The sequence below is a fragment of the Pontibaca methylaminivorans genome, from assembly GCF_900156525.1.
GTDB lineage: Bacteria > Pseudomonadota > Alphaproteobacteria > Rhodobacterales > Rhodobacteraceae > Pontibaca > Pontibaca methylaminivorans.
In genome coordinates, this window is record NZ_FTPS01000001.1 from 827,948 (window position 1) to 841,629 (window position 13,682).

General features: G+C 67.5%; 14 protein-coding genes. 8 read left to right on the forward strand and 6 right to left on the reverse strand.

Annotated elements, in window-relative coordinates:
- The first annotated feature begins 81 nt into the window (after positions 1 to 81).
- Positions 82 to 1,521 carry an aldehyde dehydrogenase family protein gene (locus B0B01_RS04030; RefSeq protein ID WP_076647749.1) on the forward strand — a complete coding sequence of 480 codons (1,440 nt, stop codon included), beginning with the start codon at positions 82 to 84 and terminating at the stop codon, positions 1,519 to 1,521.
- A 21-nt stretch (positions 1,522 to 1,542) separates the two neighbouring features.
- Here B0B01_RS04030 and B0B01_RS04035 read toward each other — a convergent pair whose 3' ends face one another.
- A complete protein-coding gene (locus B0B01_RS04035; RefSeq protein WP_076647752.1) occupies positions 1,543 to 2,214 on the reverse strand; it encodes an RluA family pseudouridine synthase in 672 nt (223 codons plus the stop codon).
- A 68-nt stretch (positions 2,215 to 2,282) separates the two neighbouring features.
- Positions 2,283 to 4,724, reverse strand: coding sequence for a GcvT family protein (locus tag B0B01_RS04040; protein ID WP_076647755.1), 2,442 nt, complete (start codon positions 4,722 to 4,724; stop codon positions 2,283 to 2,285).
- 177 nt (positions 4,725 to 4,901) lie between these two features.
- Between B0B01_RS04040 and B0B01_RS04045 the strand changes: the two genes are divergently transcribed.
- The 3 genes from B0B01_RS04045 (at position 4,902) to B0B01_RS04055 (ending at position 6,347) form a co-directional block, all read left to right on the forward strand.
- The gene (locus tag B0B01_RS04045) at positions 4,902 to 5,237 is read left to right on the forward strand and encodes an STAS domain-containing protein (protein WP_076647758.1); all 336 of its coding nucleotides are present in this window, start codon (positions 4,902 to 4,904) and stop codon (positions 5,235 to 5,237) included.
- A 31-nt stretch (positions 5,238 to 5,268) separates the two neighbouring features.
- The gene (locus tag B0B01_RS04050; RefSeq protein ID WP_159438954.1) at positions 5,269 to 5,715 is read left to right on the forward strand and encodes an ATP-binding protein; all 447 of its coding nucleotides are present in this window, start codon (positions 5,269 to 5,271) and stop codon (positions 5,713 to 5,715) included.
- Positions 5,716 to 6,119: 404 nt separating this feature from the next.
- Positions 6,120 to 6,347 carry a hexameric tyrosine-coordinated heme protein gene (locus B0B01_RS04055; RefSeq protein ID WP_076647764.1) on the forward strand — a complete coding sequence of 76 codons (228 nt, stop codon included), beginning with the start codon at positions 6,120 to 6,122 and terminating at the stop codon, positions 6,345 to 6,347.
- 366 nt (positions 6,348 to 6,713) lie between these two features.
- Here B0B01_RS04055 and B0B01_RS04060 read toward each other — a convergent pair whose 3' ends face one another.
- Together B0B01_RS04060 and B0B01_RS04065 are read right to left on the reverse strand one after the other, a co-directional pair.
- Entirely contained in the window at positions 6,714 to 7,142 is a 429-nt protein-coding gene (locus B0B01_RS04060; protein ID WP_076647766.1) for a phasin family protein, read from the reverse strand.
- A 59-nt stretch (positions 7,143 to 7,201) separates the two neighbouring features.
- Positions 7,202 to 9,046, reverse strand: a complete 1,845-nt coding sequence (locus B0B01_RS04065) for a PHA/PHB synthase family protein (protein ID WP_083946030.1) — start codon at positions 9,044 to 9,046, stop codon at positions 7,202 to 7,204.
- A gap of 318 nt (positions 9,047 to 9,364) precedes the next feature.
- Between B0B01_RS04065 and B0B01_RS04070 the strand changes: the two genes are divergently transcribed.
- The 4 genes from B0B01_RS04070 (at position 9,365) to B0B01_RS04085 (ending at position 12,431) form a co-directional block, all read left to right on the forward strand.
- The gene (locus tag B0B01_RS04070; protein ID WP_076647769.1) at positions 9,365 to 10,312 is read left to right on the forward strand and encodes a sulfurtransferase; all 948 of its coding nucleotides are present in this window, start codon (positions 9,365 to 9,367) and stop codon (positions 10,310 to 10,312) included.
- A gap of 14 nt (positions 10,313 to 10,326) precedes the next feature.
- Complete coding sequence (locus B0B01_RS04075) at positions 10,327 to 11,448, forward strand: YeeE/YedE thiosulfate transporter family protein (protein WP_076647772.1); 1,122 nt, start codon at positions 10,327 to 10,329, stop codon at positions 11,446 to 11,448.
- Positions 11,445 to 11,624, forward strand: a complete 180-nt coding sequence (locus B0B01_RS04080) for a hypothetical protein (protein WP_076647775.1) — start codon at positions 11,445 to 11,447, stop codon at positions 11,622 to 11,624. The genes B0B01_RS04075 and B0B01_RS04080 overlap by 4 nt, the downstream gene beginning before the upstream one ends.
- Before the next feature lie 81 nt (positions 11,625 to 11,705).
- Positions 11,706 to 12,431 (forward strand): DUF1045 domain-containing protein, encoded by a 726-nt coding sequence (locus B0B01_RS04085; protein ID WP_076647778.1) that lies wholly within the window; start codon positions 11,706 to 11,708, stop codon positions 12,429 to 12,431.
- On the opposite strand, the gene B0B01_RS04090 is transcribed toward B0B01_RS04085, so the two are convergent.
- Both B0B01_RS04090 and B0B01_RS04095 read right to left on the reverse strand, forming a co-directional pair.
- Positions 12,420 to 13,016, reverse strand: coding sequence for an energy-coupling factor transporter transmembrane component T family protein (locus B0B01_RS04090; RefSeq protein ID WP_076647781.1), 597 nt, complete (start codon positions 13,014 to 13,016; stop codon positions 12,420 to 12,422). The two genes, B0B01_RS04085 and B0B01_RS04090, sit on opposite strands and share 12 nt — an antisense overlap.
- Positions 13,010 to 13,678, reverse strand: a complete 669-nt coding sequence (locus tag B0B01_RS04095) for an energy-coupling factor ABC transporter ATP-binding protein (protein ID WP_076647783.1) — start codon at positions 13,676 to 13,678, stop codon at positions 13,010 to 13,012. The genes B0B01_RS04090 and B0B01_RS04095 overlap by 7 nt, the downstream gene beginning before the upstream one ends.
- Positions 13,679 to 13,682: the final 4 nt, after the last annotated feature.

Genomic DNA, 13,682 nt, shown 5'->3' on the forward strand with positions numbered 1-13,682 from the left:
CCGGGGGGTGGGTCAATGGCATATTGTTCCTGCTTCACAGCCGGTGGCGGAACATCATTCCAGATACGGAGATTGCGCTCCATGATCGAGAAACGCTCTTTCTACATAAACGGGAAATGGGTCTCGCCGCTCGACGGGAAGGAGCATCACGTGATCGACCCGAGCCGGGAAGAGCCCTGCGCCGTGATCATGCTTGGCGGGCAGGCCGATACCGATGCGGCCGTCGCCGCCGCGCGCGCGGCGCTGCCGGACTGGATGGCGACGCCGCCGCAGGAGCGGCTCCGCCTGCTCGAGCGGCTGATCGACATCTATCGCACACGCGGCGAGGATCTGGCGCAGGCGATCAGCACCGAAATGGGCGCGCCGATCGAGTTGTCCCGCAGGTCGCAGGTGGCGGCCGGGCTCTTTCACCTGACGAACTATCTGCGTGCGGCGCAGGGTTTCGTCTTTGACGGGCCGCTCGGCGACTGGGCGCCCGATGACCGCATCCTGCACGAGGCGATCGGCGTCACCGCGCTCATCACCCCGTGGAACTGGCCCATGAACCAGATCACGCTCAAGGTCGGCGCGGCGGTGGTGGCGGGCTGCACCATGGTGCTGAAACCGTCCGAGGAAAGCCCGCTGAGTGCGCTCATCTTTGCCGAATGCATGGACGAGGCGGGCTTTCCGCCCGGTGTGTTCAACCTCGTGAACGGCGACGGAACGGGCGTCGGCACGCAGCTTGCCGAACATCCGGGGGTGGATATGGTGAGCTTCACCGGATCGACCCGCGCCGGGCGCGACATCTGCCGCAACGCCGCGCAATCGCTGAAAAAGGTGCATCTGGAGCTTGGCGGCAAGGGTGCGAACCTGATCTTTGCCGACGCCGATCAGGAGGCGGTGAAGCGCGGGGTCTGCGACGTGATGTCGAATTCGGGCCAGTCCTGCAGCGCGCCGACGCGGATGCTGGTGCAGCGCGACATCTATGACAGGACGGTCGAATCTGCCGGGCTGCTTGCCGGTGCGGTCGCGGTCGGCAGTGCGCACGAGGGCGGAAACCACATCGGCCCGGTGGTGAACGAGCGGCAATGGGACCGTATCCAGACTCTGATTCAAGCCGGTATCGACGAGGGCGCGCGCCTTGTGACCGGCGGCACGGGGCGCCCCGAGGGGCTGAACAAGGGCTATTTCGTGCGCCCGACCGTATTCGCCGACGTGACCAACGACATGACCATCGCGCGCGAGGAAATCTTCGGCCCGGTGCTTTCGATCCTTCCCTTCGAGACCGAAGACGAGGCGCTTTCGATCGCGAATGACACCGATTACGGGCTCACGAACTATGTACAGACGCAGGATCCCGAACGCGCCCGGCGGCTGGCGCGCGGCCTGCGCTCGGGCATGGTCGAGATGAACGGGTATGACCGCGCCCCCGGCGCGCCTTTCGGCGGCATCAAGCACTCCGGCACCGGGCGCGAAGGCGGCGTCTGGGGCATTCGCGAATTTCTCGAGGTGAAATCGGTCTCGGGCTGGCCGCGCGGCTGAACGCCCGCGCCGGCGCGGAAGTCAGAACGGGGCGGGCCGGCTGAACTCGCAGGGTGCGCCCCCGTCCGGGTGACGGAAGCCGAGCGATTGCGCATGCAGCATGAGACGGGGCGCCCCGGCCGCGGCGCCGGTCGCATAAAGCGGATCGCCCAGGATCGGATGGCCGAGCGCGCGCATGTGCAGGCGCAACTGGTGACTGCGCCCGGTCGCCGGGTGCAGCCGCACGAGGCTGCTGCCGTGGTCCGCGGCAAGCACCCGCCACGCGGTCTGCGCCGCGCGCCCCGTGGCAAGGCAGATCTTCTGGCGCGGGCGGTCACTCAGGTCGGCGATCATCGGCAGGTCGATCCGCCCGGAGGACAGCCCCGGCCGCCCGGCGATCCGCGCGACATAGGTCTTTTCCACCCGCCGCTTTTCGAACTGGCGGCCAAGGTGGCGCTGGGCGCGGCGGTTGCGCGCAAAAACCATCACCCCCGACGTGTCGCGATCGAGCCGATGCACGAGCAATATATCGGGAAACAGCGCCCGCAGCCGCCCGATCAGGCAATCAGACAGCGCCGGCCCCTTTCCCGGCACGCACAGCAACCCCGAGGGCTTGTTCACCACGACAAGGCTGTCATCCACATGCAGCAGATGCACCGGCCCCGCGGGCGGTGCGTAATCCGCCCCGGGAAGGACAAGGCGCGGCTTTGCCATCGTTATGTCAGGCTCTGCCACGGTTCAGCCATGTCTGCGCCACGTTTTCGCCATTTTGTCGCCATGCCTCAGCCCCGCATGCGCCGCGAAGCCGGATCATAGAAGGGCCGCAAGGACGCCATCGCCGCCACGCGCCGGCCCGCCACGTCGATTTCATAGCTCGAGGCCAGCAGATCGGCCGCGCTTTCGCCCCCAGCGGGCACATAGCCCATTCCAAGCGCCGCGCCGAGGTGATGGCCATAGGCGCCCGAGGTCAGATAGCCGACGATGTCGCCATCGCGCAGAATCGGCTCGTGGTGGTAGAGCAGCGGCTCGGAATCCTCGAGGCGGAACAGCATGAGGCGGCGTTCGAGCCCCGTCTCGCACTTGCGCAGCACTGCGTCGCGGCCGATGAAATCCGGCTTGTCCATGGCGACGGCAAAGCCGAGCCCCGCCTCGAGCACATGGTCCTCGCAGGTGATGTCATGGCCGAAATGGCGGAAGCCCTTTTCCATGCGCGCACAATCCATCATGTGCATCCCGGCGAGTGTCAGCCCGAGGCCCTGCCCCGCCTCCCACAGTGTTTCAAAGACATGCACGGCCATGTCGGCGCTGACGTAGATTTCCCAGCCGAGCTCCCCGACATAGGACATCCGGTGCGCCCGGGCGATCGCAAGGCCAAGCTCGATCTCGCGCGCGGTGCCGAAGGGAAAGCCGACGTTCGAGAAATCGTCAGGCGACACCGCCTGCATGAGTTCACGCGCCCCCGGGCCCATCACCGCCAGCACCCCCTCGCCCGCAGTCACATCGGTGATGGTGGCCCGGTGTTCGCCCAGATGACGGCGCAGCCAGGTTTCATCCGCAAGCCGGGTCGCCGCCGGGGTGACGACGAGAAAGGCCGATTCGGACATGCGCGTGACGGTCACGTCCGCCTCGATCCCGCCGCGATGGTTCAGGAACTGCGTATAGAGGATCCGCCCGACCGGAACCGCCACATCGGCCCCGCAGACGCGATCGAGGAACCGCTCCGCCTCCGGCCCTTCGACGCGCAGCTTGCCGAAGGAGGACATGTCGTAGATGACCACCCCGCTGCGCAGCGCGGCATGTTCCCGCGCGACGTTGTCAAAGAAATTCTGCCGCCGCCAGCTATAGCGGTATTCGCGCGCCTGCCCATCGCGGGCAAACCAGTTCGCGCGCTCCCAGCCCGCGACCTCGCCGAACACCGCGCCGCGTGCGGAGAGTTCGGCATGAAAGGGGCTGCGCCGGATGCCGCGCGCGCTCTGCTTCTGGCGGAACGGGAAGTGATCGGCATAAAGCAGGCCGAGCGTCTCGCTCGCGCGTTCGCGCAGATAGCGGCGGTTGCGCTGGAACGGCTGCGCCCGCGCGATGTCCACGTCGCTCAGGTCAAAAGGCTTTTCCCCGTCCTCCATCCATTGCGCGAGCGCCATGCCGGCCCCGCCTGCGGACTGGATCCCGACCGAGTTGAACCCCGCCGCGATCCAGACGTTGTCGGCCTCGGGCGCAAGCCCCAGGTGATAGGCATTGTCGGGCGTAAAGCTTTCGGGTCCGTTAAAGAACGTGTGGATTCCGGCCTCCCCCAGCATCGGCATCCGGTTGACCGCCATTTCGAGGATCGGCTCGAAATGGTCGAAATCCTCGGGCAGCTGGTCAAACTCGAAATCCGGCGGGATCGGCCCCCAGGGCTTGGCATGGGGCTCGAAAGCGCCGAGCATGATCTTGCCCGCGTCCTCCTTGTAATAGGCGCATTCGTCCGGCACCCGCAACACCGGCAGCGCGCCGAGCCCGGGGATGGGTTCGGAAACGATGTAGAAATGTTCGCATGCCTGCAGCGGCACGTTCACCCCAGCCATGCGCCCGACATCGCGCCCCCACATGCCGGCACAGTTCACGAGTGCCTCGCAGGCGATGTGCCCGCGCTCGCCCCCCGGCCGCTGCCAGTCGATGCCGCTCACGCGCCGCCCCTTGCGGGTGATCCCGGTCACTTCGGTCTGCTCAAAGATCACGGCGCCGCGCTGGCGCGCGCCCTTTGCCAGCGCGAGGGCGATATTCCCGGGATCCCCCTGCCCGTCCCGGGGCAGGAACACGCCGCCCCGCACGCCGTCGCGGTTCAGGTGCGGATAACGCGCGCCGATCTCGTCCGGCGTGATTTCCTCGATCTCGACGCCGAAACTGCGCGCCATCGCCGCCTGGCGCTGGAGTTCCTCGAGCCGCTCCGCGGTCAGCGCCACGGTGATCGAACCGACGCGGCGAAAGCCGGTCGCAAGCCCGGTTTCGGCCTCGAGTTCGCCATAAAGTTCCTGACTGTAGCGGGCGAGCCGGGTCATGTTGTCGGTCGCCCGAAGCTGCGCGATCAGCCCGGCGGCATGCCATGTGGTGCCGCTGGTCAGCCTCCGGCGCTCGAACAGCACCACCTCGCGCCAGCCAAGCCGGCACAGGTGATAGGCAAGCGAACAGCCGATGATGCCGCCGCCGATGATGACGACCCGGGCGGTTTCGGGGACTGGCTTCATGGGGTCTTCCTCGTGTCTCGTTCGGTCCGGCGCGGAGTCCGGGACGATCCTGCCCCATCGGCCGCGGATATGGCAGGTCCGATATGGCCGAAAACGCGGCGGCATGTCCGCGGACACCTTCCGGTAAGATTCTCGCGCTAGGCTTTTCGCGAACCATCACGCAAGAGGAGCATCGCAGTGCCTTTAAGCAGTATCGACCGGGGCGGGATCCGCATCGTGCGGGTCGAATCCACGCGAATCGATGCCGCCGGCGTGATCCGCTTCAAGGAAGCGATGCGGGCCTGTATCGGCGATGCACCGGATCTGGTGATCCTCGACCTGGAGCAGGTCGAATTCATCGATTCGAGCGGGCTCGGCGCGATCATCGCGACGATGAAACAGCTTGGCGAAACGCAGATGGCGCTGGCCGGGCTTGGCACGCTCGTCGAAAAGGTGTTCCGCCTGACGCGCATGGACAGCGTCTTTGCGATTTACCCGACCGTGAACGATGCCCTGCGTGCCGCCGGAAAGTGACCTGCGGGCGCGTGCCCGGGGCGGTTTTGCCATGACGATTCCGCCGACCGCGCCCGATGCGCGCCGATTGCTCGTGCAGCTTGCGCTGTGGCTGCCCCGGGCGGGGGTCGGGGCCGATGACGGCGATGCGCTTCAGATCGTGCTTGCCGAGGCGGTGAACAACATCGTGGAACACGGCTGCTGCGGCATGGGGGAGGCGATTTCGGTGCGGATCGCCCCGGTCGGGCGAAGGCGGCTTTTCATCGACATTCACGACCGCGGCCGGAAAATACCGCAGGCCGCCCTTGCCTGCCGCCCCGCTCCGCCCTGCGCGTCGGGCGGGCCGGACGGCCGGCTTTCGGAGGGGGGATTCGGCTGGCAACTGATCCGGGCCCTGGTGCGGGGCGTGCATTACGGGCAGGACGGGACCGGCAACAGGCTTTGTCTCATTCTCGAAATCCGGGGCACCGGCCGTCGGAGGGCCTCGCCAATGTCATGAAAGCGCCATGGAATGCGCCGATAACAATCCTGTTGCCACGGGCTGGCGGCTCTCCCGGCATCGCGCGCAACAGTCCCCAGCGGTGCGATGCCGGGTTCGAGCGCCCGGAATTTTGCGAGTTGCGGCACAACACACGTCTGGCGCGAATCGGACCTCCGCCATAACCTGCACCCGACCGCCCCGGCACCAGGGGACCGCGGCGCGCCGCAGGCAAGGTGGAACCCGGGAAACGGTTATACCGCAAGCCGGTAGGGGCCGCCGGAAACCCCGTGCCGCCGGGCGGGCGAAGCGGGGGCTTGGAGAACGCGCCGCGATAATGCCCGAACGGCCCGCAAACGAGAGGCCGCAACAGCAACCGATCCGGTGCGGCAATCGGCCCGATATGAATATTCAAGGAGCGCGAGATGAGCGAGACATGGCTGGAAACCCTGATCACCCCCGATCCGCAGGCGGGGTATGACCTTGCGGTCAAGCTGGCGCGTGTCGCGGTCAAGCTGACCCAGGGCGATGCCCGGGTTCGCGACGAGTTGCGCAAGGATTACGAAGCGAATGCCGATTCGCTGATCGCGGTGTCCGCCGTGGTGGCCACGCATTTCCAGACCGTCGCCGCCGCGAACAACTACTGGCGCTGACCGTTCCTGCAGGCGCTGTTTTGCGCAGGAGCGGGTTCCGCCGGCTGCCTGTCGCCTGTCGCGCCACGTGCGATCGGGAACGACCGATGCCGGGCTGTCCCGTTTTCCGGCAGCGGCGCCCTCGCCGAAACCATCGGACCTGCCGCCCCCGGTCGAGCGCCGCTTTCACCGGACCGGCCGACATCGCGCGGTGCACCGCGACGCGCGCCTGGCGTAAGGGCGGGAGCGGCACAGGCTTCCCCCTCGCGCAAATCCCGCATCATATCACCCGAGCGTCGCTACCGCGAACAACGTGTCGTCGCGCAGGGAACGCATTACATTTCCGTCACATGACCGCCGGCACATACAGCCCGCGCAATCGCCGGTTCAGCGGGTGTCACGCCCCCTGCCGGTCTTGCCGTCCGCAGCCGCACCAAAGCCGCCCGCGCTCGCGAAGCCCGCAAACAGCACTCCGCTGCAGCGGGCGAGCAGTTCGCCATATTCGCGCGCATCGGTCGTCATCCGCTCGAGCGAACCGCGCTGCCATTCGGACAGCACCTCGATCACGTTCTGCGGGTTGCCCGATCCGCTGCCGGCCAGCTTCTCGCAGGCATGAACCGCGGCCTGCGTGGCCTCGTTGCGGCGACGGAACCAGGCTCTGGCGAAGGTCTCGGATTCGGCCAGGATCCGTTCCTGCCGCTCCCAGAACTCGCGCGCCTGAATCCCCGCGGCCGGCGTCGCTTCCATCATGTCGCGGGTGCTTTGAAACAGTTCCGCAATGCCCTGCGGCCTGCGGTCATCGTCTTTTCGGGCCATCCTTCTCTCCTTGTCCGATGTCCCCCGCCCCGTACGAGATCCGTTCAGGTTCCTTTGCCTCATTCCTGCAGGACATAGCTGCCCGGCGCATCCATGAGCGGCGGCAAGGCCCGGCTGCCCATGGGTGGCGGCGCGACGGGAGCGCCGCTCCGGCGGGCCAGCCAGTCGCCCCATGCCGTCCACCAGGAGCCCTCGTTGCGCTCGGCGGCAAGCAGCCAGTTTTCGGGATCGAGATAGGGCTCGCTGCGCAGGGTTTCCCTGATCCGGTAGTGGCGTCGCGGGTGGCCGGGCTCGGACACGATCCCGGCGTTATGCCCTCCGCTGGTCAGCACGAAGGTCACGTCGCTTTCGGTCAGCAACTGCACCTTGTAGGCCGACCGCCAAGGCGCAACATGGTCGGTTTCGGTGCCGACGGCAAAGATCGGCATGCGGATGTCGCTCAGCGCCACGGCGCGGCCATCGACATGATAATTGCCCATCGACAGGTCGTTGTCGAGGAACAGGCGGCGCAGATATTCGCTGTGCATGCGATAGGGCATGCGGGTCGCATCGGCGTTCCAGGCCATGAGATCGAACATCGGCGCCTTTTCACCCAGCAGGTATTCGCGCTGGAGCCGCGACCAGATCAGGTCGTTCGAACGCAGCAACTGGAAGGCGCCCGCCATCTGCTCCGAAGCGAGGTAGCCCTCGCTCCACATCATGTCCTCAAGGAAGGCGACCTGGCTTTCGTTGATGAAAAGCATGAGCTCGCCCGCCTCGCTGAAATCGGCCTGCGCGGCCAGCAGTGTCATGGTGGCGAGGCGGTCATCGCCATCGCGCGCCATCGCCGCGGCCGCGATCTGCAGCAGCGTGCCGCCAAGGCAGTAGCCGACCCCGTGCAGCCGGTCCGCGCCGGTGATCTCCTGCACCGCGTCGAGCGCCTCCATCACGCCGAGCCTGCGGTAATCCGCCATGCCCAGGTCGCGATCATCGCCATCGGGATTCTTCCAGGACACCATGAACACCGTGTAGCCCTGCGAGACCAGCCAACGCACCAGCGAATTCTGCGCGCCAAGATCAAGGATATAGTATTTCATGATCCAGGCCGGCACGATCAGCACCGGTTCGGGGTGCACGGTGCCGGTCGTGGGCTCGTACTGGATCAGTTCGATCAGACGGTTCTGCAGCACGACCTTGCCCGGAGTGGTGGCAAGGTTCTCTCCCACGCGGAAACCCTCGGTCCCGGCGGGCGGCTGGCCGACCAGCGCGCGTTGCCAGTCATCCAGAAACGCCTGCCCGCCGCGCAGCAGGTTGGCGCCCCGTTCCTCGACCGTGCGTTCCAGAACCTCGGGATTGGTCGCGAGGTAATTCGACGGCGAAAACATGTCGAGAATCTGGCGCGCGGCAAAGGACACCGCGTTTTCATGCTGCCGTGAAAGGCCGCTGATTCCGGTCGTGGCGTTGTGCCACCATTGCTGGGTCAGCAGGAAATTCTGATAGATCAGGTTATAGGGCGGGCGCTGCCAGGCCTCGCCCGAAAAGCGGCGGTCCTGCGCCAGCGGCTCGATACAGGCCGGGGTGTGCCGGTGCCCGACGGCCCCGCAGCGGGTCGCATAGTGCCAGAGCCGCGCCTGTTTGCGCGCGGCCTTCGCGGCCAGTTCCATCTGCTTGCCCGGCGATGCGGCGAGGTGCAGCCCCCAGTCGGACCAGGCGCTCCAGAGCGCGGCGGGCGACAGCCCGAGCGTCATGCGGGCCAGCGCGGCATGGGCGGTGCGGTCGATGAGACGGGCGAGATCCCCGGCCTCCAGCCGGTCGTGGGCCGCGTCGTCGGTCTCCGCCCCCGCCTTGAACGACCGGGCGCAGGAACCGCCCGCAGCGTTCGAATCGCGCTGCTTCGCTTCCTTCGAGACGCTGTCCTTCGCCATTCATGTCCTCCGGCTGGCGGATCGGCTCCCCTGTTCAAAGATCGGGTCCGCGAGGCGAGAGTTCAAGCCCGCCCCGGCCGGCCGTGACCGAGTCGCGGGACCGGCTGAAAAATCGCCGAATAAGGATCTCCATGTCGCGCCGGCGTGAATTTCGGAATGTTGTTCTCTATTTCCCGCCCCAACGAAACGCACGCCCTTCCGGCATTTCGGGCGCGGAACGGCGTTCCCGTATCCGCATCGCGTCAGACCGGCACCGCCCTTGTTTCGGGGCCTGCCGGGTGGCACTTCGCGTCACGTATATCACGGAGGATTTCTTCCATGACCTTTCCGTTCAGCCTCACCGCCGCCGCTGTCGCGCTCGCCCTTGGGCCGACCCTTGCCGCAGCAGCGGATTTCGGGCCGCTCGTCACCCCGCAGGAGCTTTCCGCGCTGGTCGGGAAAGACGCGGCGCCACTCGTGCTCGATATCCGCGGCGAAGGTGAGGACGGCTATGGCGGCGGCCATATCGCGGGTGCGGTGAACGCGCCCTATCAACTGTTCCGCGGCCCGGCCGAAAATCCGGGTGCCGTGCCCGATGACGCGACGCTGACCAGCAGGTTCCGCGAACTCGGCATCAGCCGCGAACAGCCGGTGGTCGTGGTCCACCAGGGCAGCGACGACACCGATTTCGGCGCTGCAGCGCGGGTATACTGGACGCTGAAATCAAGCGGCGTGAGCCAGCTTGCAATCCTGAACGGCGGCGTCAACGGCTGGAAGGAAGCGGGATTGCCGCTCAGCACCGAGGCCGTGACCCCGAACCCGAGCGACATCGAGGTGACCCTTTCCGACCAATGGCTTGCCGATGCGGGCGATGTGCAGGCGGCGATCGACGGCGAGTCCGGCGCGCTGCTGCTTGACGCGCGCCCCGAAAGCTTCTGGAAGGGCGAGGAGGCCCACCCCGCCGCCGCGCGTCCGGGCACGCTGCCCGATTCGCGCGATCTGCCCCATTCCAGCTGGTTTCAGGGCGATGGCGCGCTCATCGATGCTTCGGCCGCCGCAGGAATCGCGCAGGACGGAGGCATCGCCCCGGACACCGAGGTCGTTTCCTTCTGCAACACCGGCCATTGGGCCGCGACCAACTGGTTTGCCCTGAGCGAGCTTGCCGGGGTCGAAGGCGTGAAGCTTTATCCCGAATCCATGGTCGGCTGGTCGCAGGATGAAAACCATGCCATGAGCAACGTGCCGGGGCGGCTCCAGAACCTCTGGAACCAGATCAAGGGCAACTGATTTCTGAGGCAGGCATGAGCGACCAAACGCTTTCGGCGCCCGTATCCGGTGGTTTTCTCAAGCGCACGGCCCTGATCGGGGCCGCGCTTTTCGTCTGCCTCGCGGTCGCCCTGTTCGCGGGCGCGCGATTCGGGCTGCTGCTGGCGGTCGGGCTCGGCTTCGGCATCACGCTCGAAGCGTGTCGCTTCGGCTTTGCCGGGCCGTGGCGGGCGATGATCCTTCGCCGCGAACCGGCCGGCATTCTGGCGCAACTGGTGGCCATCGCGCTGGTCGCGATCATCGCCTTTCCGCTGCTCGATTCGCGCCCGGACGAGATGATCGGCGCCATCGCACCGGTCGGCTGGGCCATGGTCGGCGGCGCCTTCGTGTTCGGCGCAGCCATGCAGGTCGTGCTCGGCTGCGGTTCGGGAACGCTGGTCAACGCCGGCAGCGGCAACCCGATCGGGTTTCTTTCGCTGCCCTTCTTCGCCATCGGGAGCTTTTTCGGCGCCAGCCATCTGCTGTGGTGGACCTCGCTCGGCTCGGCGCCGGTGGTGGCCTTTACCGGGACAAGCGGGCTTGTCGTCACGCTTCTTGCGCTTGCGGCGGTGGCGGCGCTGCTGCTGGCCATCGCCGCCCCCGGGACGCGCCGGATTCCGCGCCGGATGTGGATCGCGGCCGTCCTGATTGCCGTGTTCGCGCTGGCCAACCTCGCGATCGCGGGCCAGCCCTGGGGCGTGGTCTACGGGCTCGGCCTCTGGGCTGCGAAGGGGGCGGTCGCGCTTGGCGCCGACCTCAGCCAGAACGCGTTCTGGGGAACTGCGGGCAACAGTGAGCGGCTCGGGGCGAGCATCCTGACCGACGTGACCTCGCTCACCAATCTCGGCATCATCGCGGGCGCGCTGCTGGTCGCCGCATGGCGCGGCGGGCTTGCGCAGAAGCTGCCGCACCTGCCGCTGCGCGCCTGGGTCGCGGTGATCGTCTCGGGTTTTCTGCTCGGCTATTCCTCGCGCCTTGCCTTCGGCTGCAACGTGGGTGCCTTTTTCAGCGGCATTTCAACCGGATCGCTGCATGGCTGGGCGTGGTTCGCCGCCGCTTTCGCCGGCAGCGCGGCGGGCCTCCGGCTGCGGCCCCTGCTCGGGCTCGAACGCCGATGATGCGCGGGAGCCGATACCTCGTCGCGCTCGCGATGCTGCTTTTCATCGGTGGGCTGATGCTGCTCGACGTCGCGACGAGCGCCGCGCCGAACCCGTTCCAGGCGCCGCCCATGCTCGCGCTTGGCTCGGGGCAGGCATCGGGCGGCGCACATTGCGCAAGCCTGCCGACCGACTGAGCCCGCCCGACGCCCACTTGCCATTGCCCGGGCAAAGATGTTGTCCTTCGCCGGCCTGATCCCGCCCGGAGGCCCGCACCCGTGCCGCCATTCCGCCGCTACGCCGTCTATGTCCTGCCCGATCCCGCGCGCGCGCCTTGGGCGCGGCTGGCCACTGCCTGGCTTGGCCGCGACGTTCTGCAGGACGTGTCGCTTGCGCATCCCGACTGGCCCGCCCTGCCCCGCCCGCCGGCCGAAATCACCGCCCGCCCGCGCCGTTACGGCCTGCACGCGACCATCAGGGCGCCATTCCGCCCGGCCCGGGGCGTGGACGAAACCACCCTCTGCGCGGACCTCCGGGCGCTCGCGGCCCGGCTTGCCCCGGTCGGCGTTCAGGGGCTGCGGCTTGCGCCGCTGGGGCGGTTCCTCGCCCTTGTGCCCGGCCCCGAGGGCGGGACACAGGCCACCGCGCTTTCCGATCTTGCCGCCGAGGTGGTGCGCGGGTTTGACCATCTTCGCGCGCCTGAGGACGCGGCGGACCTTGCGCGCCGGCGCGGCGCCGGGCTCGACGCGCGGGGCGAGGAGCTGTTGCAGCGGTGGGGCTATCCGCATGTGATGGAGCGGTTCCGCTTTCACATCACGCTGACCGAACGCCTTGCGCGGAACGATCTCGCCGCGGTCCATGAGGTTCTCTCCGCCCGGCTCGGCCCGCTTCTGCCGGCGCGGTTCACCGTCGATACGCTCTGGCTGCTGGGCGAGGACAGTGCCGGGCTGTTCCACCCGGTCTGCCCGGCCCCGCTCGGCAGGCCGCGCGCGTCACTCGACTGAGCGCGCCTCGATCGCCTCGGCCATGGCATCGGCCTGTTTCAGCATCCTGACTACCAGCGGCACCACAAGCGCGACCAGATTGCGATCAAGACCGCGCGCCCGCTGCGCCTGCCGGACCTCTTCGGCAACGCTGTTCACCAGCGGGATGAACCGCAGGCTGAGTGAAATCACCAGCGCGATACGCTCCTTCGGCACGAAGGCCGGCGCATGTTTCAGCGCCGCCTCGATCCCCTCGACGAATTCGCCCGCCGTGGTGGTCAGGGTGACGAGCGCCGCCGCAAGGATCATGAGCGCAAAGCGGGAGATGACGAAGGCGGCCTCCTGCGGACCGGCCAGCCAGACCTGGGCGGCAAAGATCGCGGCCAGCACCCAGAGCACCGGGCGCAGCACCGCGAAAACCGCGCGCAGCGGCAGGCGCGCGGTGACGATGCCGGCCGCGACCAGAGCCGCAGCCGCCGCAATGACCGCCCAGTGGCTGATCAGGAACACCGTGGTGCAGAACACCACGAGCGCCGCGATCTTGACCAGCGGCCGCGCCCGGTGCAGCGGGCTGTCGCCAAAGACATAAAGACCGCCGCCTAGCATTTCGCCCCCGCGACGTACTCCGCGATCACCGCCGCGGGCGGACCGTCGGCCCGGATGCCGCCCTCCGCGATCAGCAGCACGCGGTCGAAATCGGCCAGAAGATCGAGGTCATGGGACACCATCACCACCTGCTGATCAAGCGCCCGGATCGCCTCCATGAAGCGGCGCTTGTTGCAGAGATCAAGCAGCGTCGTCGGCTCGTCGAGCACGATCACCCGCGGATCCATGACCATGACGCCCGCAAGCGCGATCATCTGCTTTTCGCCCCCGCTCAGTTCATGGGTCAGGCGGTTGCGCAGATGACTGATGCCGAAACGGTCAAGCACCGCGTCGATCCGCGCCCGCACCTCTTCGGCGCCAAGCCGCAGCCCCTTGAGGCCAAAGGCCAGATCTTCATGCACGATCGGATAGACGATCTGGTTGTCGGGATTCTGGAACACGAATCCCACCTGTCGCCGCAGCGCCTTGCCGCCGGCCTTCCCGTCGAGCGTGACCCGGCCCCGCGTTGGCGCCTCGAGCCCGTTCAGAAGCCGCGCGAGCGTGCTCTTGCCCGAACCGTTGCGCCCGATGATGCCGATGCGCCGCTCGGCCAGAGCAAGGTCGATGCCCGAAAGGATTTCGCGCTCGCCCCGGGTTACGCCAACGCCCTGCAATTCGATCATGGGG